The organism is Mycobacterium sp. 1274761.0 (assembly GCF_001668615.1).
In the GTDB taxonomy this organism is placed as follows: domain Bacteria; phylum Actinomycetota; class Actinomycetes; order Mycobacteriales; family Mycobacteriaceae; genus Mycobacterium.
The window spans coordinates 21,108-43,454 of record NZ_LZMC01000109.1; the positions used below are offsets into that span (position 1 = coordinate 21,108).

Below are 22,347 nucleotides of genomic sequence, written 5' to 3' on the forward strand. Positions count from 1 at the left end.
CGGCTGAGCCGGCAATCGAGTCCCGCCGGCTAGGCGCCAGGCGTCTGGCAGATTTTCCATTGGTCGTCGCGGAACTGCAGGTCGAAGCTGCGGGAAGACCGGGTTTGCGGGGCGTAGGCCATGAATGTCGTGACGTTGGCCTCGGCGTGGTCGCCGTTGACGACCACCTGGTCGATGCTCGCCACCACCGGATACTGCTTGGCCGCCGCCACCCGGGCGTGGGTGTCGGCCCAGGCCTGATCGTTGTAGGCGACGTAGCTGTCCCGCGTCGCCCCGCAGGTGATCGTGCGCAGTGTGGCCAGGTCACCCTTCTGCACTGCCGCGTCGAAAGTTTCGATCGTCGAACGGACCCTGTCCTCCTGTGACGCGCTCGAGTCCGCGTCACGGGTCAGCAGCAACGTGCCCAGTATCGCCACGGCGGCCAGCGCTGCGATCACCAGGATCAGCGCCACCACCCATCCCCAGCTGCGGCGGCGACCCGGCACCTTCGGCGTGTCTCCGCGCGGCGGAATCGTCTGCGGCGCAATCGGTTTACCCGAATTGATCGGTTCGGTCGGGGTGGAGATGATCTCGGTCGCCGGGTCGGGCGTCCGTTCGATGAACTTCGTCGCCGACGAATCCATCGCCGACGGCGCGGTGTACCGCCGCTCGGCCGCGTCGTCACCGATGGCGGGGGCCGCTTCGGTGGGGGCGCTGTCGGCCGGCTCATGGCCCTGGTCGGGCCCCGATGGGTTCGACATCCCTGCAGCTGGTCCTATTCCTTGGTCGGCTCTATGCACGAGCTTAATTCGCGCAGGAGCACAATAGGCCTATGACGCGTATGGGTGATCTCCTGGGACCGAATCCGATCCTGCTACCGGGCGACAGCGCGGCCGAGGCGGAGCTCGAGGCCGACGAGAACCCTGCGATCGTCGCTGCGGCGCATCCCACCGCGTCGGTCGCCTGGGCCGCGCTCGCCGAGAACGCGTTGGCCGACGAACAGGTCATCACCGCATACGCCTACGCCCGCACCGGTTATCACCGCGGCCTGGACCAGCTGCGGCGCAACGGTTGGAAGGGCTTTGGGCCCGTGCCGTATTCGCACGAGCCCAACCGTGGCTTCCTGAGGTGTGTGGCGGCGCTCGCCAAGGCCGCCGACGCCATCGGCGAGTCCGACGAGCACGCGCGCTGTCTGGATCTGCTCGACGACTGCGATCCGGCGGCGCGCGGCGCGTTGGGGCTCTAGCTACCAGCTCGCCTCGCAGTTGCAGTCTCCCGCCGCCTCGGGCGGTTCGACCTGAACTGTGGCGTGCTCCAACCCGCGAGCGGTGAGCACCGCCTTGGCTTCGTCCAGCACGGAGGCCGAGTCTGCGGTCGACGTCAGGTGCGCGGTCACCATGTCCTTGCCGGGCACCAGCGTCCACACGTGCAGGTCATGTACCTCGGTAACGCCGCGCACCGCGCACAGCGCGGTGCGCAGTTCCTCGACGTCGATGTGGCTCGGCGACGACTCCGACAGGATGCGCAGCGCCGCCCGCGCGAGCGAGAACGCCCGCGGCAGCACCCACAACGCGACGAACACCGCGACCACCACGTCGGCGTAGGGCCAGTGCGTGGTGACGGTGACGATGCCGGCAATCAGCACGCCGATGCTGCCGACGGTGTCGGCGACGACCTCCATGTAGGCGCCCTTGACAGCGAGGCTCTCCTCGGACTGCGACCGCAGCAGCAGCACCACGACCGCGTTGGCAATCAGACCGGCCAGCGCGACGACGATCATCGGCACACCTGGCACGTCGGGCGCGTCACCGAGCCTCTCCACCGCCTCGTAGAGGATGAAGCCCGCGACGAACAGCAAGAGCACCGCGTTCGCCACGGCGGTGAACACCTCGGCGCGGTGCCAGCCGTAGGTGCGCTTCGGCGATGCGCTGCCGTGGCGGGCCAGCAGCACCGCCGTCAGGCCCATGAACATGGCGACCAGGTCGGTCAGCATGTGCCCCGCGTCGGCCAGCAGCGCAATCGAGTCGATTAGCAGCGCGGTCGTCAGCTCGACGATGAAGAAGACGGAGAGGATGACCGCGGCGAGGATCATCCGGCTGACGCGGGTGTCGGCACCGCCGTGGTCATGGCCCGCACCCATCCCTTCAATTTATGCGTAGCAACGCATATGTCGCAAGGCGGTGTCTAGAACCAGGCTGACCAGAACCGGGTGAGCGCGCTGCCCGCGCCGACCAGTGACCGGGACACGCCGAAGAGGTCAACGAACCACGTCACGACCGAGAAGAAGTACTGGCTCAACGGGGTGCCGATGAACAGGAACAGCAGGATGAACAGGCCCCACTGCTTGACCGGTGCCAGCGCCCGCGCAGTGTCGGCGCTCAGGTGTGGCTCCAGCGCGCTGTAGCCGTCGAGCCCCGGCACCGGCAACAGGTTCAACACGACGGCAGTCACCTGAAGAAAGCCCGAAAAGGCCATGCCCGCCCAGAAGACGCCGTGCGCGGGGTCATAGAACACGGCCGTCAGCGCGAGCAGGATCACCGCGAAGGCCACGTTGGTGAAGGGGCCCGAGAGGCTGACGATCGTCTTCTGCCACTTGGTCATGAAATCGGTCCGCACGTACACCGCGCCGCCGGGCACACCGATTCCGCCGAGCGCGATGAACACGATCGGCAATACCAGCGACAGCACCGGATGGGTGTATTTGAACGGATTGAGTGTCAGGTAACCCCGCATCGCGACGCCGTGGTCGCCGAACCGCCAGGCGAGGAACGCGTGCGCGAACTCGTGGACACACAGCGACACCAGCCAGCCCGCGATGACGAAGGTGAAGACGCCGACGTAGGCCAGCGGCGCCACGTCGCGGGCGGCCTGCCACGCCGCCACGCCGCCTCCCGCGGTGATCGCCACGATGGCCAAAAAGATCGGGCTCGGGCGCACCGACCCCGCCACGACTGGAACGTTCACGTCACGAAGCTACCGGTCAAGTGCCGGTCAGTGCGGGCAGTCGCATGCGGTCAGCTCGACCGCTTCCTTGCCAACGCCACTGTTGCCACCGGTGACGATGATCCGCACGCGCGTTATTCGACCAGCAGCCAGCCCTGAGTGTGGCGGTAAAAAGTCGATCGGCGCACAACTTTGCCATCGGCCGTCCCGTCGCGCAGCACCGTCGCCCCTGTCGTGCCGAGCTGAGCCGCCCGGCCGGCCACCCAGCGCCGGCGGATCCCGCCACTGACTGCCGCGCGCAGTCCGGGCATGGAGCGGGTGGGTTCGATCTGGACCCCGGCCACGTCGCCGTCGAACAACTGGGCGTCGTCGACGACGGCCTCGCCGTGCAGAGGGGCGCCGTCGACCCCGCGCCACTCGGCGGCGCCGACGATGACGCGGCCGGTCTCGTCGCGGATCAGCGGGACCCGCCGCGCGATGGCCCGCCGCGCCCGCCGCGCCGTCCACCACCCGGTGACGTGAGCGACCTCGACGTCGAGCCGGTCGGTGTGTAACAGGCGAGTCAACACTGCGGCGAGGTCGGCGTCCGAGCCTACGACAATCAGTCGCCCGCACCGCTCGGCGGCGGCGTCGATGTCGTCCGGCCCGGCCGACGTCAGCGTCTCCAAACCAACGAGCGGCCGCGGCTGCCGTCGACCGCTGAACAGCAACACCACGATGCTGGTGGTCACCGCGTCTCCTCGGCTCAAGTCCAGGCCCACGACATCGCCGACCCGCCAGTGGAGTGCGTAGCAGAAGCGTTCCTGTGTCGTCCAGCTGCATCGGATATACCCTGTTACGACAGCTCGACGACTCCCTGCCCAACGTGTTGATCTTCGAGTGAATGACGATGGACCCCTGTGAATCGGTCGAGCGGTCTCTGGCCGGCCATGCCGTCTACGGAGACGACCGGCACATCCTCGGCCTCAGCCGCGACCGTCTCGTCGGTGCGCTCGCCGACGTCGCCTCCCGACTGTCGCCTGCTGAAGAATTGCTCGACGCGGTGGCAAGCGGCCCGCGGGATCACCGGCTCTTCACCGAGCCGACCCTGCGTGCGGCAATCGGCCACGCGCACAGGCAGCTGTTCTCCAACCCAGTCGGTGGCCCCCGGTTGCTGCCGCTGGACGATTGTTGCGCGGTCTTTTACTCCGCGGCGCGCTACGTGCGACAAGGCGGGGCTGATACACCACTGCAGGACGGCTCGCTGGTGGCCTTGGGTACGGCACCCCAGCACGGCTGGATCTGGCGCGACGACGATCGTGACGATGCGTACGGTCACGCCTTCCGGCAGATCGTCGCCGCCCGCTACGGCATGCCGCCGCCGTCGCCTGACGCCCGCTCGGTCGAGCTGCTGCAAAGCGGGGAGCGGCTTCTCGCTGAGCTTGTTCCGGTGTTGGCCCCCAGCGCTTTACACCATTGCCGGGTGGTTGCGTGCGTTCCGGAGTCACGGTCGTTCGGGTCGAGTTCCCGCCCCGATCTCGGCGGGATGGCCCTTGTGGGCCGGAACGCGCCCGGGCCGTGGGTGATTGCCGAGAGCCTGCTGCACGAGTCGGCGCACCTGAAGCTCTATGACCTGTTCGGCGCAGACATGTTCATGGCGAACGCCGACCGCTTCCTCGTCATCCCGTGGAATCCCTCGAACCTCGTCGGCGCCAACCGGTGGAACACCTGGCGAGCATTGGCCGCCTTCCACGTCTACGTGCACCTTGCGCTGCTCAGCGCCGTCGCCGAACGACGGGGCCCCGAACTCGAGGCGACCTTCGGCCCTGCCGGGGGGATGACCCCCAGCCACCGCGCGCGCACGCGTGCCCGTTTTCTCGCGACGCAGCTGATGACGCAGCCACAATGCCGGACCACACTGGGTACCACCGGCCAGAAACTGACTCAGTGGCTGCTCTCGCTGCTCGACCTCCTCGACCCGAACCCAGTCCCGGACGGCTCGACTCGGCATCTGTACCTCGACCTGTATGCGCGCGAGACCGCCCGCTTACGGCGCACTCTGGCAGAGGGCACGACGCTACTGAAAGAGCTGAAAGGCCTTGCCATGCAAGATGTCACGTCGGCGCGAGCGATTCTGTCGGGCATCGGCGCGGCGCGGCAGCTGCCAGCTCTCGATGCCGTGGCTGGTACGGGCGATGTCATTGAATTGCGGTGCGCTGTCGCCGACGGTCTGCTGGAGGCACCCGCATCCGACGATATGGTGGGCGAGTTGGTGAGCCGCTCGAGCGACGCCCTGTTCGCACTCGTGAACGGACAGGTCAGGGCGCCGGCGTCGCCTCCAGCACCGACGACGCCACCGGAGGTGGAAGCGGCTTCACCGAATGAACAGTGAAACCCGCTGAGCGGCAGAGCCTTTCGAACTCCGCCCGCGTCCGCTGCCTGCCACCGGTGTTGACCATCATGTTGAGATCACCGAGCAGCATGGTCGGCGCCACCGACTGAGCGGCGTCGCGCAGCGTCCACTACCGAGGCCTTCCGAAGTCGATGCGCAGGAAATCAGTGACGGGCCGGAACCCGATACGCTGGTAGACGGCGTTGACGGCGGGTTTGGTCACGTCGGTGAACAGCACCACGTCGGTGGCGCCCCGGCTGAGCGCCCATTGCGTCGCCGCAGCGGTGACGGCGGCGCCGTAGCCCTGCCCGCGGCGATCCGGCGGCGTGTAGACCGGTCCGATGCGGGACACGTCGGCGACCGGCGACCGCACGCCCGCCATGCTCACCGGCATACCGTCCAGCGTCCACAGGACTATCTCGTCGGGCGGACCCTTGGCGGTACGAACATTGCGGCGGTCGACATCTGCGTCCACCGGCAGACCCAGCGCCTCAGCGCGAAACCCATTGAACCACAAGTTAATCAGATTCTGGTCGGCTGCATCTGCATGCCGTGGACTACCCGCGACCGATGTCGGTGGCAGCAACGCGTCCAATCGGTGCAGCCGCTCGTTGTTGCGTACTGTGGCGAAGCTGCCGGTGAGCGCGCACCATCCTTCGGCGAACGCCGTCGTCGTGCCGACCGGCCCGTGGACGCCGTTGAGGTCGGGACAGCGTTCGGCCAGCTCGGTGACCACCGTGCCCACCACGGGCTCGGGCACTCCCGCGCACAACAACGGCGAGCGCAACGTCTGAAACGCCGCACCGACCGCTGATGCCCCGTTCCATACCGTCGCGAGCAGCGGCGCCGGATTGCGATCGACCATGCGGTCGCTGAGCACCATGAGTTCCACCGTCGCCGACACGGGGTCGCGCCGATATATGGGCACGGCGACATCACGGAAGTCGTCCACTGTTCCGTGTAGCCGCACCTCCATGCCGGCCAATCATCCCGCTGTCATCGCGACTGCTGAGCAAATCCGAGAATATTGACGGAGAACTGCAAAATTGCTCTCGGGCCATTTTCTAGGTGCTAGCGTCCCGCGTATCAAAGGCCCAGGCAGGGCCGCATCAGCACGTTAGGACACCAATATGCTGACTCTCCGGGATCACGATGTCGAGGATTACGAACAACTAGCCGACATGGACGCCAGCGATGTTGGCGTGCTGACCGTCGACGACCGCGAGACCATCGAGGAGCTCGGTGACTATCTGGTCGCCAGCGGTGGGTGGGACCGCTTTGCGGTGTGGCTCCTGCACAAGCATTTCCTGCCCGAGCCGGGTGAAGTCTTCGTCGAGCGAGCGATCGCCCGGCCGCCGCAGACCCACACCACGCTCATCGACCGGGCGGCCTTCTCAACCACCGGGCTTCAGCCGACCTCCTTGCGCTTCGATTCGACGGTGACTTCCGGTATCGGCCTTGTGGGAATGGAATTCGCGGGGCCGGCGGACTTCGGACCCGCCGCACCGCTGGGTCCGCACGACGAAGAAGTCCTCGCCGGATTCGCCGAACGGTTGCGGGAGCGCGGCAAGATGGACCGGTTTGGCGTGCGGCTTATCCGCAACCAGCTCGGCATCTCTGACGACAAAGACCTGATGGAGACATGTGACAAGCCGCGCCGGGCACTGCACTGCGCCGTGATCGACAGCGCAGCGGTCCCGGATGAGAACGCCATCGAAACGACGTGGCGCGTCAAGCCGGTCGCGGTCGCTGACGGGCCGTCGGCAACGACCTGGTGCGGCGGCGTGCACTGTTATCACTACTGCTGGGGCTGCTGATCGGGGCGCAAAGCCCCGAGCGTTCTCTCGCACCTGCCCTCGACGGCTAACATCTACGATCCGGGGCGGAAAATCAACGCGGGAGAAACGCCATGCCGGCAATCGTGCTCATCGGCGCTCAGTGGGGCGACGAGGGCAAGGGGAAGGCCACCGATCTGCTCGGGGGCCGCGTCCAATGGGTCGTGCGGTACCAGGGCGGCAACAATGCCGGCCATACCGTCGTGCTGCCGACGGGTGAGAACTTCGCGCTGCACCTGATCCCGTCGGGCATCCTGACCCCCGGCGTGACCAACGTGATCGGCAACGGCGTCGTAGTCGATCCGGGCGTGCTGCTCGACGAGCTCAAGGGTCTCAACGATCGCGGCGTCGACACCGAACGGCTGCTGATCTCCGCCGACGCGCATCTGTTGATGCCCTACCACGTCGCCATCGACAAGGTGGTCGAGCGGTATGCGGGCAGCAAGAAGATCGGCACCACCGGCCGCGGCATTGGCCCCTGCTACCAGGACAAGATCGCCCGCATCGGGATCCGCGTCGCCGACGTGCTCGACGAGGCGCAGCTGGCCCAAAAGATCGAAGCCGCATTGGAATTCAAGAATCAGGTGCTGGTCAAGATCTACAACCGCAAGGCGCTGGAGCCCGACGAGGTGCTGCACAACCTGCTGACGCAGGCCGAGGGCTTCAAGCACCGCATCGCCGACGCCCGGCGGCTGCTCAACGTCGCGCTCGACAACGGCGAGACTGTACTGCTGGAAGGCTCGCAGGGCACGCTGCTCGACGTCGACCACGGCACCTATCCGTTCGTGACGTCGTCGAACCCGACCGCGGGCGGCGCGGCCGTCGGCTCCGGAATCGGCCCGACCCGTATCACCACGGTGCTGGGCATTCTCAAGGCGTACACCACCCGGGTGGGATCGGGCCCGTTCCCCACCGAATTGTTCGACGAGATGGGCGAATACCTGTCGAAGACCGGCGGGGAGTTCGGCGTGACGACCGGCCGGCGGCGCCGCTGCGGCTGGTTCGACGCGGTGATCGCGCGCTACGCCACCCGGGTCAACGGCATCACCGACTACTTCCTGACCAAGCTCGACGTGCTGTCCAGCCTTGAGACGGTGCCGATCTGCGTCGGATACACCGTCGACGGCAAGCGGACCGACGACATGCCGATGACACAGAGCCACATCGCCCACGCGCAGCCGATCTACGAGGAGATGCCCGGCTGGTGGGAGGACATCTCGGGAGCGCGGGAGTTCGACGACCTGCCGGCCAAGGCTCGCGACTACGTGTTACGGCTGGAAGAGCTTGCGGGCGCGCATATCTCATGCATCGGCGTCGGCCCTAGCCGGGACCAGACGATTGTGCGCCGCGACATTCTGGCCACCTCGTGAGTGGCCCCGGCGATCCACGGCTCGTCGACCCCGAGTACGACAGACACGGCGGGTTCCCGAATTTCGAAGCGGCCCAACCGGGTCCGGGATTCGGCCGGTTCCTCGCCGCGATGCGCAAGGCGCAGGATCTCGCGGTGTCGGCCGACCCCGACAGCGATACCTGGGAGAAAGCGGCCGACCGCGCCGAAGAATTGGTGGGTCTGCTCGAGCCGTTCGAGGCGCCCGAAGGGGTGGGCCCGGCGAACAGGGTTCCGGAGTTGCCCGGCTCGGGCAGCCTGCTGATGCCGCCGTACCGGGTGTCGAAATTCGACGCCGAAGCCGTCGAGTTGACCGTGAGCTTCAGCCGCTATCACGTCGGCGGCAACTATGCGGTGCACGGGGGTGTGCTGCCGCTGATGTTCGACTCGATGTTCGGCATGGTGATCCACGCCTCCGGACGGCCCATCAGCCGCACCGGTTTCCTGCATGTCGACTACCGCAAGGTCACACCGATCAACACCCCGCTGTCGATGAGGGGATGGGTGAGAGCGACCGAGGGCCGCAAGGCGTTCGTCAACGCCGAACTGCGCGACCCGGACGGCAATCTGTTGGCCGAGGCCAACGGGCTGATGATCCGGCTGCTGCCGGGTCAGCCGTGAGCTAGTCGACGATCTTCAAGGCCTGCGACGGGCAGAGCTTGACCGCCTCGCGCGCCTTATCCTCTTCACCGGCGGGTATGTCGTCGACGAGCATCACCACGATGCCGTCGTCGTCCTGGTCAAAGAGGTTGTCCGCCACCATGACACAGTTACCGGCCTGGATGCAGAGGTCGCGGTCGGCATGCACTCTCACCAGCTCACCTCCAATGATCGGAGCCCATAGATGAAATTCCAGGTGCGGAATTGCACATCGGTGAACTCCTCTGCCAAGGCGATGTGCGGGAACCGACGCAGCAGGGCAGGGAACGCAATGCGCATCTCCATCCGGGCCAGCGGGGCGCCGAGGCAGTGATGGATACCGTGCCCGAACGCGAGGTGGCCCGGTGCACCGCGGCCGACGTCGAGGATCTCCGGGTCTTCAATGAAATCCGCGTCGCGGTTGCCCGACGGCAGCGACGCGAAAACCAGCCGGCCCGCCGGGATCGGCACACCGGCGACCTCGACGTCGGTCGTGGTGATCCGGGGTATCGCGGTCTGCACGATAGACAGCCAGCGCAACAGTTCCTCCACCGCCGGACCGACGGCCTCGGGATCGTCGCGCACCGCGGCGAGTTGTCCGGGGTGGCGCAACAGCGCCAGTACGCCGAGGCCCAGCATGTTCGACGTGGTCTCGTGGCCGGCGAGCAGCAGAAGGCCGGCCACGCCGATGAGTTCGTCGTCGGTCAACTCGTGACCGTGCTGGCGTACCAGCATGCCGAGGATGTCGTCGCCCGGTTGGCGACGCGCACGTGCCACCAGCGTGGTCATGTATGCCCGGCCCTGCTGTTGCAACTTCATCCGCTCGGGTATCGGCACCGAGAAGTCCAGCTGGCGCGCGCTGCGGCGCTGGAAGTCCTCCCGGTCGTCGGAGGGCACGCCGAGCAGTTCGCAGATCACCAGCGACGGGATCGGCAGCGCGAAGTTCTCGACCAAATCGATTGGCGCACCGGCGGATTCCATCGCATCGAGTTGCGCGTCGACGATCTCCACGATGCGCGGCTCGAGACGCTTCATGCGTCTGATGGTGAACTCGGGTGTCAGCATGCGGCGCAACCGGGCGTGCTCTGGCGGGTCGAGGCCGAGCAGATTGCCGGCGCGGACGGCGGCCAGCTCCTGTTCGGACAGCTGCGCTCCGGCGGGCATCGGGAAGCCTGGCGGCCGCTGGTTGGAGAAGCGTTCATGGTCGGCCAGCACGGCCTTGATGTCGTCGTGCCGGGTGATCAGATAGACCTGCATTCCGAGAGCGTTGGTGACCTGGCGCACGCCTACGCTCTCGCGGATCTCGCCGAGCGCCGCGATCGGGCTGAACCCGTCGCGGCGCATGTGAAGCGGCGGCAGCTGCTGCGCTTCGCCGTGGGGCGCGGCATCGGTTCGAGCCATGGATACGACGCTAGCGCGCCGCCCGCGATGCGGGGAGCGCCACGACCACGCGCCTGTGCGATGTCGGACAATCGGGGACGTGGGTCCGGCTTCGCTCGGCGGGGCTACGACGGCATCGCTGGTGGTTGCCATCGCCGCGATGCTCGCTATCACCCGCCCCACCGGTGAACCGGTCACCGTTGCGATGTTCGGCGCCGTGGTGGCCATGCAGTCCTCAGCGGCAGTGAAGGACCGCGATCAGCGCCGCCGCAACATCACCACGCTGCTGATGAGCCTCCCGTCGCTGGGCGCGGTGACGCTGGCCGCGGCTGCAAAGCGCCGTCACCGCGGGGCAAGCCGTTGCAGATGGGGCCGCGGGCGGACCTGCGTCACGGGGTCCGAAGGTTGTTGCGGGGATTGCAGATCGGCAATCGGTCGGCACACGCGCTTGCGCGGGCAGGTGTCTTAGCCTCGCGGGCCGATGCGGACTCCAAGCCGCCGCCGGATACCGCCGGAGCGATGGGCCACGCTGCCACCCGTGCCCACGCCACCATTGCCGCCATCCGGCGGATGCTGGCCGGCGAAGCCGCCGACGCCGACGAGAAACGAAGCGACATGGTGCTTTTCGACATGGTGGGCGTCTCGGAAATCCGGCCCGGCCCTGTGCGTGCCGCGGTGCGCGCGATCAATACCTTGGACCGCGTGCTCGCGGAGGTCACCGTCCGCGCGTGAACCGGTAAGGGTCGCGCCAGAAGTAGCGGGCCAACTACCGCGCGGGAGTGTGCTCTTGGATGAGCCACGCCACGAGCGGCTTCGCGCGCCGTGCCGCGTCGGCGTCGCCTTCGGCGGCGCAGACGATGCTGCCTTTCAGCAGGATGTTCAGCTGCCAGGCCAGACCTTCGGGATCGCGCAGGCCTGCAGCGGCGGCCCGCGCACGCAGAATGTCGCGGATCCGATCGAGGTGGGAGATGCAGGCCTGCCCGACGCGGCCCTCGGGGCCGACCTCGAACAGTGTCTTGATGAACGAGCATGCCTCGTAGTCGGAGCGTTGGTGGAACCACTCGTCGAGCACGTCGAACAGCGCGAGCAGCTGGCCTTTCGGGTCGTCGGAGCGCTCGCGGGGCTGCCGGTCGATCACTTCGTTCGTCCAGACCTCGGCGCGCCGGTCCATGAACGCGAGCACCATGTCGTCCTTCGACGGAAAGTGGCGGTACAGGGTCGCCTTCGCAACGTCGGCCTTCGCGACGATCTCGTCGACGCCGACATCGCCGACGCCGCGACGGGTGAACAGGTCGTAGCAGGTGTCGATGATCCGCTCCCGTGCACTGGGTGCTTCCCCCATACGACGTCCTCTCCTCCAACAGGCGGCACCAGACAGGTTTAAGTACAGACCCGTCTGTCTACCTAGGATTATGGCGCAGAAGTCACTGTCGTGGCTGCTGTCGACAACAACCCACACACGCAGCGGATCAGAGGGAGCCAGCCGATGCCTGAAGCGCAACTCCATCACGACGGACACCCCGCCTACCGCCGCCAGGTTCGGTTCGATTGGACCAACCTGCCTGTGCATTGGGTACCGGACAACCCCTTCGTCACGCACATGGTCAACGTGCTGCACCTACTGCTGCCCGAAGGGGAGCGCCACTTCATCAAGGCCGTGCTCGAGGCGTCGTCACTCGTCGACGACCCAGAACTGGAAGCGGCCATCAAGCCGTTCATCCAGCAGGAGTCCTGGCACGCCTGGGCACACCAGGTCGTGCTCGATCGGCTCGCCGAACAAGGCATCGACACCGCCGCATACACCAACCGCCTCGGCCGGACCTTGTCGATCACCCTGGGTGATCCGCCGAAGTTCTTTCCCCCGGCGCTGAAGCGGTGGTGGCTGTACCGGCGGCTGGCTGACGTGGCGGCGCTCGAACATTTCACTGCGGTGCTCGGCCAGTGGGTGCTGCAGAACAAGGGGCTCGAGAAAGCAGGCGCCGACCCGGTGATGCTCGACCTGCTGCGCTGGCACGGCGCCGAGGAGGTCGAGCACCGGTCCTTGGTCTTCGACGTTTACCAGCACGTGAGCGGAAGCTATGCCATCAGGGCCTTTTCGATGATGATGACCGCGCCGCTGTTCATCGGCTGGTGGGTCGTCGGCGCCCGCTACCTGATGTCTCAGGACGCGTCGACCGACGCCAAATGGCGCTGGCGGTACTGGCGCCGGGCCGCTCGCAAAGAGTTGTTGCCCGACCCGTGGAACTTCCTGGTGGCGGTGCCGCTGCGGTACATGCGCCCCGGCCACCATCCCGGACCGGAGGCCGACACACAGGCGGCGCTGGACTATCTCGCTTACTCGCCGGCGGCACGTGACGCCCGCGAGCGCGCGCAGGCGCACGAACGATCAGCGGCACTGCAAGCGGCACACAACTAGGAGGGGCGATGAAGGTTGTGGTGGATTTCGATACCTGCGACGGCAACGGCGTGTGCATGAGCATCTGCCGGGAGATGTTCGACATCCGGGAGGACGGTCTTCATCTGCTCCAGGAAGATCCGCCCGAAGAGCTGCGGGCCAAACTCGTTGGGGCGCAGGTGTCCTGTCCCACCGGCGCTATCACGGTGAAGGACTGACCCATGGCGTCACAACAGCGGCTCGAGCGGGTGGTCGTGGTCGGCGACGGCGTCGCAGGCCAGATGGCGGCGCAGACCCTGCGGGTGCAGGGCTTCGACGGTGAGCTAACCGTTGTCGGCGCCGAACGGCACCACCCCTATCACCGGCCCGCGCTGTCCAAGAAGCTGCTCACCGGCGAAGTACACCGGGCCGGCATAGACATGGCACCACAATTCCCTTTCGACGCGCGTGTGCTGCGAGAGGCGACGGCGCTGCGACTCGACACTGCATCGCGCACTCTGCAGGTGAGAGACGGTGACGGGGAGCGCGTGGTGAACTACGACGGCCTCATCATCGCCACCGGCGCCGACGTCCGCCAATGGCCGGGCGGGCCGACACCTGACGGTGTACTGCCACTGCGAACGGTCGACGATTGCCTGGCCATCCGCGAGAGCCTGGCCGCGCGCAGCCGAGTTGTGGTCATCGGCGGCGGGTTCATCGGTACCGAAGTCGCCGCGAGCCTGAGGTCCATCGGGTTGGACGTGACGCTGCTGTCGCGTGCCGACACCCTGCTGCACTCCGCACTCGGCGAGCAGATCGGGAGCTGCTGGACGGATTTGCATCGCCGGCACGGCGTCGACGTCCGCGTCGGTATCACGGTCGACGGTTTCCTCGGTGAGGACCGCGTTACGGGCGTGCGGCTCGGCGACGGGTCGACCGTGAGCGCTGATCTGGTGGTGATCGGCCTCGGCGTCGACCCCGCCACCGATTGGCTGCAAGGGTCCGGCATCACCGTCGACGACGGTGTGGTCTGCGATGCGACCGGCGCCGCCGAGGGTGCCACCGGTGTCTTCGCCGCAGGTGATGTGGCGCGGTGGTGGCATCCGCGCTACCAACAACATCTGCGGATCGAGCACTGGGACCAGGCGTCGCGGCAGGGAATCACCGCGGCGCGTAACCTTCTGGTGGGTCCCGACGAGGCGCAGGAATACGATGCGGTGCCGTACTTCTGGTCCGATCAGTACGACGTGAAACTCCAATTGCTAGGTGTGCCACTGGGATACGACTCGGTGGACATCATCGAGGGGAGTATCGGCCGCGAATTCGTTGCGGCATATGGCAAAGAGGGTCGCACGGTCGCGGTGCTCAGCACCATTCCGGGCCGGGTGACCGACTACCGTGCTGCCGTTGCCGGCTTTGCAGCGTTCCCGCCCGCCCTTGCGATGCAGACCACTTAGTCGATGCCGACCTTTGGGCGCGGCTGTCGCTGGTGCTGGCACGTCACTGTGGGTTGGCTGGAGCGCTGCTGACAGGCGTCGTAAAGGCAATTGTCAACAAGGTCTTGGTGATTCAACACTGGGCGACGCCTAGGGCTGGGCGTAGCCTCAATGCGTGCACACGTTCGACCGCCGCACACTGCTGGTCGGTATCGCTGCGGCTGTGGCCACGGCCGCGCTTCCTCGCGCCGCCGCCGACCCCGGCACAGCACGGATCCCCGCACCCAACGGGGTGGTGACCAGCCTGCCCGGCGGCGGCACCGACCTCGCGTTGACCGTCGACGACGGCGCCAGCACCGAGGTAGTCGCGGCCTACGCGCAATTCTGCCGCGACAGCGGCACCCGGCTGACCTTCTTCGTCAACGGCGCCAAACCATCCTGGACGGTCAACGCCGCCGCTCTGCGCCCCATGGTCGACTCCGGGCAGATCCAGGTGGCCAATCACACCTGGTCACATCCCTACATCACCAAGCTTTCGTTAACCGATGTCGCCGACCAGATCAAGCGCAACGCCGACTTTCTGCGCAACACTTACGGCGCCGACGGCACGCCGTTCTTCCGGCCGCCCTACGGACTGCACACTCCCGACACCGACCGGGTGGCTGCCGACCTCGGCTACCACACCATCACTTTGTGGAGCGGAACGGTTGGCGATTCGCGTCCGATCAGCGCGCCTGATCTGGTCGCGGCGGCCGCCAGATCGTTTCAGCCGCAACAGATCGTGCTAGCGCACGCCAACCTGCCGACGATCACCGGCTGCTACGGACAACTGCTCGAGCTCATTCATCAGCGCAACCTGACGACCGTCACTCTTAACGATGTGTTCGGCTGAGCCGACTGCGTAATAAGCTGCATTGCCGATCAGTACGGCGTTCTGCCTGGCGCTGCGGAGCGTTTAGCGAGCCGTGATCCGGTCGACCAGACGCTGAGCCGCCAGTGCCGCGCCGTCGGTACGGATCCGCGTGGCCACCGCCCGAGCGCGCTTCTTGGTTTCGGGCGCCAGCGCGATCTCAAGCGCCGCCGACAGCGACGCGACCGTCGGTTCCGGGCCGTCGTGCGCGGCGCCGATGCCGAGATCGGCCACCCGGGCCGCCCAGTACGGTTGATCGGCGAACTGCGGCACCACAACCTGCGGCACGCCCGCGCGCGCGGCCGTCGTCGTGGTGCCCGCCCCGCCGTGATGCACGACCGCCGCGACCCGACCGAACAACTTTTGGTGGTTCACTTCACCTACCGCCAGGCAGTCGTTCCCGTCGTCGACGACACCCAGATCGGCCCACCCGCGGCCGACGAGGACACGATGACCGTGTTCGCGTATCGCGCCGATGGCCACCCGCGCGACATCCGCGGGCGCCCGCACACTACCCATGCTCACGTACACCGGAGGCGGACCCGCGGTGAGGAAGCCCGCGACGTCGTCGGGCAGCGGCCGCTCGTCGGGCAGGAACCAGGCGCCGGTCCGCACCACGTCGAACCACGGCGATCCCGGCCACGGCGCCAGGATCGGGTCCGCGGCCAGCCACGGGCTGTGGGTGAACACGTGGTCGCGCACGTTGTGCACGGGCGGTAATCCCAGCGCGGCCCGACGCGTGTTGAGCGGGTCACCGTAGAGCGCCTGGACGCGCTCGGCGTCCACCTCCCACAGCAGCCGGTTGTCCGCTCCGGGCGGGAACGGCTTGCCCGGCCGGGGCAGCGGCGCGTGATGTGGTGATGGAATGGGGCACGGGTGCAGCGCGGCAAGTATGTATAAAACGCCGTGCATTTCGGCGATCGTGCGCACACCTGCCGGCATCAAGCCCGACGCCACCACCGCATCACATCCCTCGGCGACCGGGGCCAGGGTGTCGAACTGCATGGCGACCAGGTGGGCCGCCGTGGCAGGTGCGTCCTTGGGCGTCAGCGGCTTCTCGCCGTGCAGCAGTTCGCGCAGGGACTGCCCGATCGCAACCAGTTCGACGCCGGCCCTGGCCGCGAGGTCGGCGAAGTCAGGCGGTGCGATCACCTGCGGTTCGGCGCCGAGTTCGCGCAGTGCGACCGCCAGCGCCATGATCGGTTCGACGTCCCCACGGGAACCCCATGTCCACAACACAATTCGCATGGACAGCGATTCTGGGGCATCCCAGGGGTCTTGCCGCAAGACCCCGGGTGCGTTATAAGTTGAAGTGGGAAGGAAATACGGCTCCCGCTGTCAGGTCCGGTTGAGCGTCGCTTCCTCGAGATCGAGTCCGTGCAGCACCGACCGCAGCACCTCGTCATCGATGTGTCCCTTGTCGCGTTCGTCGATGAACGTTGCGCGTTCGGCCCCGAGCATCTCCAGCCGCAGCCGGCGGAACGCCGACGTAGGGCTCTCGCCGAGCTCTTCCTCGGGGCGGCCGAGCCGCTCCCATGCCGAGTTGCGGCGCCGAGTGTTCCACGCGCGCAATACTTCTGCGGCCCGCTCTACTTCTTGGGTGTCGGATTCGGCCAGCAGTTCGTCCAACCGCTCGGCCGCCGCGATGGCCGCCTTCTCCTGTGCGGCGGCCGCAGCGATCGCGTCGGTGCGCGCCTCGTCGCCTTCCACGCCGAGCCGCCGGATCAGCCACGGCAGCGTCAGGCCGTGCAACAGCAGCGTGCCGATGACGACGACGAAGGTGAGGAAGACGATGTGGGACCGTCCAGGGAAAGGCGCACCCGACAGCGTCGTCAGCGGCACGGCGAACGCCGCGGCCAGCGACACCACACCGCGCATGCCGGCCCACGCGACGATGAATACGTACGACGGTCTCGGCGGCGGTTCGCGTTCGCGGATGCGGGTCGAGAGCACGCCCGGCAGATAGGCGAACGCGTACACCCAGACGATCCGCACGACGATGACGGTGGCCAGAACGGCGATGGAGTAGAACGCCATCCGGGTGAACGGCATGCCGCGGATCTCGTCGACGACGCCGGGCAACTGCAGCCCGATCATGAGAAATGCGAATGATTCCAGCAGCAGCTGCAGGGCTTTCCACACCGCGACGTCCTGGAGCCGGGTTTCGTAGCCCGCGTGGACGAACCGCTGCCCCAGGATCAGCGCCGCGACGACCACGGCGAGCACTCCGGAGCCGTGTACCTCTTCCGCGGTCAGGTAGATCACGAACGGGGCCACCAGGCCGACGCCGCTTTCCACCAGCGGGTCGTCGAGGCGCGATCGGATGAACGCGATCACCGAGCCCAGCATGACCCCCACGACGACCCCGCCCGCCGCCGCGAGCAGGAAGATACCGAGCCCCTGGGGCCACGTCGCGGCCGTCCCGATCGCCGCGGCCAGTGCGACCTTGTAGGCGGTCAGCGCCGTCGCATCGTTGAGCAGGCTCTCGCCGCCGAGCAGCGTCATGATGCGGCGCGGCAGCCCGAGCCTGCGCCCGACAGCCGTCGCCGACACCGCATCGGGCGGCGCCACGATCGCGCCGAGCGTCAACCCGGCAACTAGCGTCACCTCGGGCACAGTCTTGTACGCGACGTAGCCGACCGCGAACGTCGTCGCCAGCGGCAGGCCGATCGCCAGCAGCCCGATCGGTCGCAGGTTCTTCCTCATCCTGACGTAGCTGCTCTCCAGGCCGGCCGACCACAGCAGCGGCGGCAGCAGCACGTACAGCACGACCTCCGGATCGAGGTCGACGTGCTGCAACCCGGGAATCGCGCTGCCGGCGAGCCCAGCGACCACCAGCGCCAGCGGGGCCGATACGTCGAACCGTCGCGCCACCGCCGTCACCAGCACCGACACCACCAGCGCCGCGAGCAATGAGCCTTGCACGGCCGCACCTCCTTGGAACGTGCCTATACCTTGGTCAGCATGCTGAAGAGATCGCGCCCACGCGGTACGAGGGTGCCCCGTGCTCCGCGCTCGTGTGAGCATCTCTTGGCTGCAACCTCATCACCCGAACCGGTTACTCCCGGACAGTGCCAGGGCTGCGCCGATTTGGGCGAGCGCACCTGGGCACATCTGCGGATGTGCATGACGTGCGGCCATGTTGGCTGCTGTGACTCGAGCCCGCACCAACACGCCAGCGAACACTTTCGGCAGACCGGTCATCCGGTCATGCGGTCGATCGAGCCGGGGGAGGACTGGCGATGGTGCTACATCGACGTCCGGCTCGGGTGAAGATCTGGCAGGCTTGACGGGCGATGACTGAAACCACGGAGTCTCCCGAGCCCGGGGACGATCTCGACGACGAGTCGACCGCCAGCGAACCGATTGCGCAGCGCAACCACCGGAAAGCGGTGATGCTTCTCGGTTCCGGCGAGCTGAGCCGCGAGTTGGCGTGGGCGTTTCAGCGGTTGGGCCGTGCGGTGATCGCCGTCGACCGGTACGCCAATGCGCCCGCCCACGGTGTGGCCGATCGCTCCGCAGTGGTCAAGATGAACGACGCGGAAGCCCTGACCGCGATCATCGACCGCGAGGACCCGCTGTACGTCGTCGCCGAGTCCGGTGTCATTGCAGTGGATGCACTCGTCGCCGCCGCTGAGCGCGGCCGCGAGGTCTTCCCCACTCCCCGCAGCGTCCGGATGGCCCAGGACCGCGAAGGCATGCGCAGGCTGGCCGCCGACGAGCTGGGTCTGCCGACCGCGCCGTTCTGGTTCGCCGGATCGCTCGAGGAGCTGACCGCCGTGGCCGATCACGCCGGCTTCCCGCTGGTGGTGAAGCCGGTGGCGGGCGTGCCGCGGGAAGGCGAGTCCGTGCTGCTGCGCACCGAAGACGTCGAGGCGGCGTGGCAACGCGCGGTCGCTGCGGGCCGGGTTCCCAACAACCGGGTGCTGGCCGAGACGGTCGTCGAGGTGGACTACGAGGTCACCCTGATCACGGTCCGCACCACCGGGCCGACGGGACCGGCGTTGCACTTCTGCGAACCGATCGGCCACCGCGACGCCGACGAGGACGCGCTCGAGGCGTGGCAGCCGCAGCAGATGTCGGCGGCGGCGCTCGATGCGGCCAAGTCGATCGCTGCACGCATCGTCAACGCGCTGGGCGGGCGGGGCCTGTTCGGCGTCGAGCTGCTGGTTCGCGGCGACGAGGTCTACTTCTCCGACATCCGCACGGGACCTCATGACAGCGGCCTGGTAACCCTTCGTTCGCAACGGCTTTCGGAGTTCGAGCTGCATGCGCGGGCCATCCTCGGACTGCAGGTTGACACCATCATGATCTCGCCGGGCGCGGCGGAGGTGACGTACGCGGGCGCGGAGTCGGTGCCGGTCGACATCGCGCCGGAGACCGCCAGTGCGGTGCTGGCCGACGCCTTGGCGGTCGCCGAGAGCGATGCCCGGCTGTTCAACCGGCCCGACGAGACCGAACCGCGGCGTCGCCTCGGACTGGCGCTGGCCACCGCGCCGGAGGTGACCACCGCGCGCGACAGGGTGCGCCGGGTCACCGGCGTCCTACGCAAGCTCTGGTGACCGTGCCGCGGGACGGCGACGCCGACGACCCGGTACGGCCGACGGTGGCCCCCTTCCTCGGGGCACTGGCAATCATTGTGGTCGTCGTGATCGCTATCTGGTTGCTCAACGTATTCGGCGGTGACCGCACGCCGCAGGAACAGCGGATCGGCACCGCGGTCGTCGGCCAGAACGACGCGCTGCAGCGGCAGAACTTCTCGGATTTCGTCCGCTACACGTGTGAGAAGAACCGCGGATCGGAAGCGGATGTGATTGCGCGGCAGAAAGATTCGGTGGCCAAGCGGGGCGCCCGGTTCGTCGACGACGTAACCGACGTGAAGATCGACGGCGACCGTGCGACAGCGACCGTGACCTACCATTTCGACAAGTCGCCCGACGAGAAGACGCCTGTTCCGATGACGTTCGCGCGGGAGGGCGACGCCTGGAAGGTCTGTTCGACCGGTCCCAGCTAGGTGTGGGACACTCGCGACCGTGAGCTATGCGGGAGATATCACGCCGCAAGAGGCGTGGAAGATTCTCAACGACGACCCGCAGGCCGTGCTCGTCGACTGCCGCACCGACGCGGAATGGCGTTTCGTCGGTGTGCCCGACCTGACGGGCCTCGGTCGCGACGTCGTCTACGTCGAGTGGAACCGCGTCGACGGCAGCAGGAATGAGAACTTCGTCGACGACCTGCGCGCGGCGGGCGTCGAACCCGGTGATCGCCCGGTGGTCTTTTTGTGTCGCTCGGGTAATCGGTCCATCGGTGCGGCCAAGGCGGCCACCGAGGCCGGCATCGCGCCGTCGTACAACATCCTCGACGGATTCGAGGGCGACCTCGACGAGAACAAGCATCGCGGGTCGACCGGTTGGAAGGCCGTCGGCCTGCCGTGGAAGCAGTCGTGAGCGATACGCCTTCCCTTCGTCAGCCCGCCGAACTGCCAGAGGGCGTGAGCCAGGCCACGATCGGCGTGCGCGGTGGGCTGTTGCGGTCGGGCTTCGAAGAGACCGCCGAGGCCATCTATCCGACGTCGGGCTATGTGTACGCCAGCGCCGCCGATGCGGAAAAGGCCTTCACCGGCGAGATCGACCGGTTCGTGTACTCCCGCTACGGCAACCCGACGATTTCGATGTTCGAAGAGCGGCTGCGGCTCATCGAGGGCGCGCCCGCGGCGTTCGCGACCGCCACCGGCATGGCGGCGGTGTTCACGTCGCTGGGAGCGTTGCTGGCCGCCGGTGACCGGCTGGTCGCCGCTCGCAGCCTTTTCGGTTCCTGCTTCGTGGTGTGCAACGAGATCCTGCCGCGCTGGGGCGTTGAGACGGTGTTCGTCGACGGCGACGATCTGTCGCAGTGGGAAGAGGCGCTGTCGAAGCCGACGCAGGCCGTCTTTTTCGAGACACCGTCGAACCCGATGCAATCGCTGGTCGACATCGCCGCGGTCAGCGAGATGGCACATGAAGCGGGCGCAAAGGTCGTGCTGGACAACGTCTTTGCCACCCCGATCCTGCAGCAGGGCTTCCCGCTCGGAGTCGACGTGGTGGTGTATTCGGGCACCAAACACATCGACGGGCAGGGCCGCGTGCTCGGCGGGGCGATCCTCGGCGACAAGACATATATCGACGAGCCGGTGCAGAAGCTGATGCGCCACACCGGTCCCGCGCTGAGCCCGTTCAACGCATGGGTGTTGTTGAAGGGACTGGAGACGCTGGCCGTGCGGGTGCAGTACAGCAACGACTCGGCGATGCGTGTCGCACAGTTCCTCGAGGACCATCCCGCCGTCAGCTGGGTGCGCTACCCGTTCCTGGATTCGCATCCGCAATACGATCTGGCCAAGCGCCAAATGACCGGCGGCGGAACGGTTGTCACGTTCGAACTCAAGGACGCCGGCGGTGCCGGCAATCGAGTCGCGGCCAAAGAGCGCGCGTTCGAGTTCCTCGACAAGCTGAACATCGTCGACATCTCTAACAACCTCGGCGACTCCAAGTCATTGATCACTCATCCGGCCACCACCACACACCGCGCGATTGGCCCGGAGGGCCGCGCGGCGATCGGCCTCGGTGACGGCGTGGTGCGGATCTCGGTGGGGCTGGAGGGAACCGAGGATCTGCTCAACGACCTCGACCAGGCGCTGGGCTAGGTGTCTCGACAGTCCGAGAAGAAGAAGGCGCGTCGGCGCAAGCGGCAGAACGCCCGCGAGCACCGTCGGCTGGTCGGTGAGATCCTGCATGACCTGTTGAGCGTCGAGGGCGTCGACGAGGTGCTCACCGACCGCGGATGGGAATTCGACGTCGACAATTCCACCGATGACCTCGCGACGTGGTACTACGCCCCATCAGCCATCGAAATCGACGATGACACAGTCGAATCGGTGACCCGTATCTGGCTGCGCGCCGACGATGAGGACTCCTGGCACGTCATCTTCGCCGGCGGCGATGCGACGTCGATCGACTACATCTTCAGCGCCGAGTCTCTGCTGGAGAACCTCGAAACGATCGAGGGCTACCGGCAAGGGGATCCCACGCCGGACTTCGAGTCGGCGCAATAGGCCGTC

Annotated in this window: 28 protein-coding genes; 17 read left to right on the forward strand and 11 right to left on the reverse strand. The window is 67.2% G+C overall.

The window, feature by feature from the left end:
• Positions 1 to 29: 29 nt before the first annotated feature.
• The gene (locus A5651_RS22075; protein WP_066986074.1) at positions 30 to 740 is read right to left on the reverse strand and encodes a DUF4878 domain-containing protein; all 711 of its coding nucleotides are present in this window, start codon (positions 738 to 740) and stop codon (positions 30 to 32) included.
• A gap of 71 nt (positions 741 to 811) precedes the next feature.
• On the opposite strand from A5651_RS22075, the gene A5651_RS22080 reads away from it, so the two are divergent.
• Positions 812 to 1,225 (forward strand): DUF3151 domain-containing protein, encoded by a 414-nt coding sequence (locus tag A5651_RS22080; RefSeq protein WP_066986077.1) that lies wholly within the window; start codon positions 812 to 814, stop codon positions 1,223 to 1,225.
• On the opposite strand, the gene A5651_RS22085 is transcribed toward A5651_RS22080, so the two are convergent.
• The 3 genes from A5651_RS22085 to A5651_RS22095 form a co-directional block, all read right to left on the reverse strand.
• The gene (locus A5651_RS22085; protein WP_066986079.1) at positions 1,226 to 2,119 is read right to left on the reverse strand and encodes a cation diffusion facilitator family transporter; all 894 of its coding nucleotides are present in this window, start codon (positions 2,117 to 2,119) and stop codon (positions 1,226 to 1,228) included.
• 44 nt (positions 2,120 to 2,163) lie between these two features.
• The gene (locus A5651_RS22090) at positions 2,164 to 2,943 is read right to left on the reverse strand and encodes a site-2 protease family protein (protein WP_066986082.1); all 780 of its coding nucleotides are present in this window, start codon (positions 2,941 to 2,943) and stop codon (positions 2,164 to 2,166) included.
• A gap of 113 nt (positions 2,944 to 3,056) precedes the next feature.
• Complete coding sequence (locus A5651_RS22095; protein ID WP_066986596.1) at positions 3,057 to 3,653, reverse strand: peptidase M50; 597 nt, start codon at positions 3,651 to 3,653, stop codon at positions 3,057 to 3,059.
• 152 nt (positions 3,654 to 3,805) lie between these two features.
• Between A5651_RS22095 and A5651_RS22100 the strand changes: the two genes are divergently transcribed.
• Entirely contained in the window at positions 3,806 to 5,293 is a 1,488-nt protein-coding gene (locus A5651_RS22100) for a hypothetical protein (RefSeq protein WP_066986085.1), read from the forward strand.
• Here A5651_RS22100 and A5651_RS26480 read toward each other — a convergent pair.
• Positions 5,220 to 5,384, reverse strand: a complete 165-nt coding sequence (locus A5651_RS26480) for a methyltransferase (RefSeq protein WP_156663123.1) — start codon at positions 5,382 to 5,384, stop codon at positions 5,220 to 5,222. The two genes, A5651_RS22100 and A5651_RS26480, sit on opposite strands and share 74 nt — an antisense overlap.
• Positions 5,385 to 5,423: 39 nt before the next feature.
• A complete protein-coding gene (locus A5651_RS22105; protein WP_066986088.1) occupies positions 5,424 to 6,269 on the reverse strand; it encodes a GNAT family N-acetyltransferase in 846 nt (281 codons plus the stop codon).
• A gap of 154 nt (positions 6,270 to 6,423) precedes the next feature.
• On the opposite strand from A5651_RS22105, the gene A5651_RS22110 reads away from it, so the two are divergent.
• The 3 genes from A5651_RS22110 to A5651_RS22120 all read left to right on the forward strand — a co-directional run bounded on the left by A5651_RS22110 (position 6,424) and on the right by A5651_RS22120 (position 9,136).
• Positions 6,424 to 7,110 carry a hypothetical protein gene (locus tag A5651_RS22110; RefSeq protein ID WP_066986092.1) on the forward strand — a complete coding sequence of 229 codons (687 nt, stop codon included), beginning with the start codon at positions 6,424 to 6,426 and terminating at the stop codon, positions 7,108 to 7,110.
• A 92-nt stretch (positions 7,111 to 7,202) separates the two neighbouring features.
• Complete coding sequence (locus A5651_RS22115; protein WP_066986095.1) at positions 7,203 to 8,498, forward strand: adenylosuccinate synthase; 1,296 nt, start codon at positions 7,203 to 7,205, stop codon at positions 8,496 to 8,498.
• Positions 8,495 to 9,136: a PaaI family thioesterase gene (locus A5651_RS22120; RefSeq protein WP_066986097.1), complete on the forward strand. Its 642-nt coding sequence runs from the start codon at positions 8,495 to 8,497 to the stop codon at positions 9,134 to 9,136. Before A5651_RS22115 ends, A5651_RS22120 begins: the two co-directional genes overlap by 4 nt.
• Position 9,137: 1 nt before the next feature.
• On the opposite strand, the gene A5651_RS22125 is transcribed toward A5651_RS22120, so the two are convergent.
• Complete coding sequence (locus tag A5651_RS22125; protein ID WP_066986100.1) at positions 9,138 to 9,329, reverse strand: ferredoxin; 192 nt, start codon at positions 9,327 to 9,329, stop codon at positions 9,138 to 9,140.
• Positions 9,326 to 10,555, reverse strand: a complete 1,230-nt coding sequence (locus A5651_RS22130) for a cytochrome P450 (protein ID WP_066986102.1) — start codon at positions 10,553 to 10,555, stop codon at positions 9,326 to 9,328. The genes A5651_RS22125 and A5651_RS22130 overlap by 4 nt, the downstream gene beginning before the upstream one ends.
• Before the next feature lie 79 nt (positions 10,556 to 10,634).
• Here A5651_RS22130 and A5651_RS22135 point away from each other — a divergent pair, with 79 nt between their 5' ends.
• Both A5651_RS22135 and A5651_RS22140 read left to right on the forward strand, forming a co-directional pair.
• Positions 10,635 to 11,003 (forward strand): hypothetical protein, encoded by a 369-nt coding sequence (locus A5651_RS22135; RefSeq protein WP_156663114.1) that lies wholly within the window; start codon positions 10,635 to 10,637, stop codon positions 11,001 to 11,003.
• A 50-nt stretch (positions 11,004 to 11,053) separates the two neighbouring features.
• Positions 11,054 to 11,266: a hypothetical protein gene (locus A5651_RS22140; RefSeq protein ID WP_066986106.1), complete on the forward strand. Its 213-nt coding sequence runs from the start codon at positions 11,054 to 11,056 to the stop codon at positions 11,264 to 11,266.
• Between the two features lie 34 nt (positions 11,267 to 11,300).
• Here the strand turns inward: A5651_RS22140 and A5651_RS22145 are convergent, their stop codons facing one another.
• Positions 11,301 to 11,876, reverse strand: a complete 576-nt coding sequence (locus A5651_RS22145; protein ID WP_066986108.1) for a TetR/AcrR family transcriptional regulator — start codon at positions 11,874 to 11,876, stop codon at positions 11,301 to 11,303.
• A gap of 144 nt (positions 11,877 to 12,020) precedes the next feature.
• Here A5651_RS22145 and A5651_RS22150 point away from each other — a divergent pair, with 144 nt between their 5' ends.
• The 4 genes from A5651_RS22150 to A5651_RS22165 all read left to right on the forward strand — a co-directional run bounded on the left by A5651_RS22150 (position 12,021) and on the right by A5651_RS22165 (position 15,236).
• Positions 12,021 to 12,950, forward strand: coding sequence for a metal-dependent hydrolase (locus A5651_RS22150; RefSeq protein WP_066986110.1), 930 nt, complete (start codon positions 12,021 to 12,023; stop codon positions 12,948 to 12,950).
• Positions 12,951 to 12,958: 8 nt separating this feature from the next.
• Entirely contained in the window at positions 12,959 to 13,147 is a 189-nt protein-coding gene (locus tag A5651_RS22155; protein ID WP_066986112.1) for a ferredoxin, read from the forward strand.
• Positions 13,148 to 13,150: 3 nt separating this feature from the next.
• Positions 13,151 to 14,365, forward strand: coding sequence for an NAD(P)/FAD-dependent oxidoreductase (locus tag A5651_RS22160; protein ID WP_066986115.1), 1,215 nt, complete (start codon positions 13,151 to 13,153; stop codon positions 14,363 to 14,365).
• A gap of 154 nt (positions 14,366 to 14,519) precedes the next feature.
• Positions 14,520 to 15,236 carry a polysaccharide deacetylase family protein gene (locus A5651_RS22165; protein WP_066986118.1) on the forward strand — a complete coding sequence of 239 codons (717 nt, stop codon included), beginning with the start codon at positions 14,520 to 14,522 and terminating at the stop codon, positions 15,234 to 15,236.
• 63 nt (positions 15,237 to 15,299) lie between these two features.
• Here A5651_RS22165 and A5651_RS22170 read toward each other — a convergent pair whose 3' ends face one another.
• On the reverse strand, positions 15,300 to 16,502 hold the full coding sequence (locus A5651_RS22170) for a glycosyltransferase (RefSeq protein ID WP_066986121.1): 1,203 nt from the start codon (positions 16,500 to 16,502) through the stop codon (positions 15,300 to 15,302).
• Between the two features lie 90 nt (positions 16,503 to 16,592).
• Complete coding sequence (locus A5651_RS22175) at positions 16,593 to 18,179, reverse strand: Na+/H+ antiporter (RefSeq protein WP_066986124.1); 1,587 nt, start codon at positions 18,177 to 18,179, stop codon at positions 16,593 to 16,595.
• A gap of 42 nt (positions 18,180 to 18,221) precedes the next feature.
• On the opposite strand from A5651_RS22175, the gene A5651_RS25075 reads away from it, so the two are divergent.
• Genes A5651_RS25075 through A5651_RS22200 form a run of 6 tightly spaced genes read left to right on the forward strand, consistent with a single transcriptional unit; the run spans position 18,222 to position 22,341 of the window.
• Positions 18,222 to 18,527 (forward strand): UBP-type zinc finger domain-containing protein, encoded by a 306-nt coding sequence (locus tag A5651_RS25075; RefSeq protein ID WP_369803990.1) that lies wholly within the window; start codon positions 18,222 to 18,224, stop codon positions 18,525 to 18,527.
• 23 nt (positions 18,528 to 18,550) lie between these two features.
• A complete protein-coding gene (gene purT / locus A5651_RS22180) occupies positions 18,551 to 19,816 on the forward strand; it encodes a formate-dependent phosphoribosylglycinamide formyltransferase (RefSeq protein ID WP_066986126.1) in 1,266 nt (421 codons plus the stop codon).
• Entirely contained in the window at positions 19,813 to 20,268 is a 456-nt protein-coding gene (locus A5651_RS22185; protein ID WP_231988788.1) for a lumazine-binding protein, read from the forward strand. The genes purT and A5651_RS22185 overlap by 4 nt, the downstream gene beginning before the upstream one ends.
• Positions 20,269 to 20,287: 19 nt before the next feature.
• Complete coding sequence (locus tag A5651_RS22190; RefSeq protein WP_066986129.1) at positions 20,288 to 20,701, forward strand: rhodanese-like domain-containing protein; 414 nt, start codon at positions 20,288 to 20,290, stop codon at positions 20,699 to 20,701.
• Positions 20,698 to 21,933, forward strand: coding sequence for an O-succinylhomoserine sulfhydrylase (locus A5651_RS22195; protein WP_066986602.1), 1,236 nt, complete (start codon positions 20,698 to 20,700; stop codon positions 21,931 to 21,933). Before A5651_RS22190 ends, A5651_RS22195 begins: the two co-directional genes overlap by 4 nt.
• Entirely contained in the window at positions 21,934 to 22,341 is a 408-nt protein-coding gene (locus A5651_RS22200; RefSeq protein WP_066986132.1) for a hypothetical protein, read from the forward strand.
• Positions 22,342 to 22,347 lie beyond the last annotated feature (6 nt).

Excerpts from the sequence above, each read along its gene's own strand:
- A5651_RS22130 (WP_066986102.1), bottom strand. The coding sequence starts at position 10,555 with ATGGCTCGAACCGATGCCGCGCCCCACGGCGAAGCGCAGCAGCTGCCG.
- A5651_RS22105 (WP_066986088.1), bottom strand. The coding sequence starts at position 6,269 with ATGGAGGTGCGGCTACACGGAACAGTGGACGACTTCCGTGATGTCGCC.
- A5651_RS22080 (WP_066986077.1), top strand. The coding sequence starts at position 812 with ATGACGCGTATGGGTGATCTCCTGGGACCGAATCCGATCCTGCTACCG.
- A5651_RS22110 (WP_066986092.1), top strand. The coding sequence starts at position 6,424 with ATGCTGACTCTCCGGGATCACGATGTCGAGGATTACGAACAACTAGCC.
- A5651_RS22160 (WP_066986115.1), top strand. The coding sequence starts at position 13,151 with ATGGCGTCACAACAGCGGCTCGAGCGGGTGGTCGTGGTCGGCGACGGC.
- A5651_RS22100 (WP_066986085.1), top strand. The coding sequence starts at position 3,806 with ATGACGATGGACCCCTGTGAATCGGTCGAGCGGTCTCTGGCCGGCCAT.
- A5651_RS22115 (WP_066986095.1), top strand. The coding sequence starts at position 7,203 with ATGCCGGCAATCGTGCTCATCGGCGCTCAGTGGGGCGACGAGGGCAAG.
- A5651_RS22155 (WP_066986112.1), top strand. The coding sequence starts at position 12,959 with ATGAAGGTTGTGGTGGATTTCGATACCTGCGACGGCAACGGCGTGTGC.
- A5651_RS22140 (WP_066986106.1), top strand. The coding sequence starts at position 11,054 with ATGGGCCACGCTGCCACCCGTGCCCACGCCACCATTGCCGCCATCCGG.
- A5651_RS22150 (WP_066986110.1), top strand. The coding sequence starts at position 12,021 with ATGCCTGAAGCGCAACTCCATCACGACGGACACCCCGCCTACCGCCGC.
- A5651_RS22085 (WP_066986079.1), bottom strand. The coding sequence starts at position 2,119 with ATGGGTGCGGGCCATGACCACGGCGGTGCCGACACCCGCGTCAGCCGG.
- A5651_RS22075 (WP_066986074.1), bottom strand. The coding sequence starts at position 740 with ATGTCGAACCCATCGGGGCCCGACCAGGGCCATGAGCCGGCCGACAGC.
- A5651_RS22170 (WP_066986121.1), bottom strand. The coding sequence starts at position 16,502 with ATGCGAATTGTGTTGTGGACATGGGGTTCCCGTGGGGACGTCGAACCG.
- A5651_RS26480 (WP_156663123.1), bottom strand. The coding sequence starts at position 5,384 with ATGCTGCTCGGTGATCTCAACATGATGGTCAACACCGGTGGCAGGCAG.
- A5651_RS22145 (WP_066986108.1), bottom strand. The coding sequence starts at position 11,876 with ATGGGGGAAGCACCCAGTGCACGGGAGCGGATCATCGACACCTGCTAC.
- purT (WP_066986126.1), top strand. The coding sequence starts at position 18,551 with ATGACTGAAACCACGGAGTCTCCCGAGCCCGGGGACGATCTCGACGAC.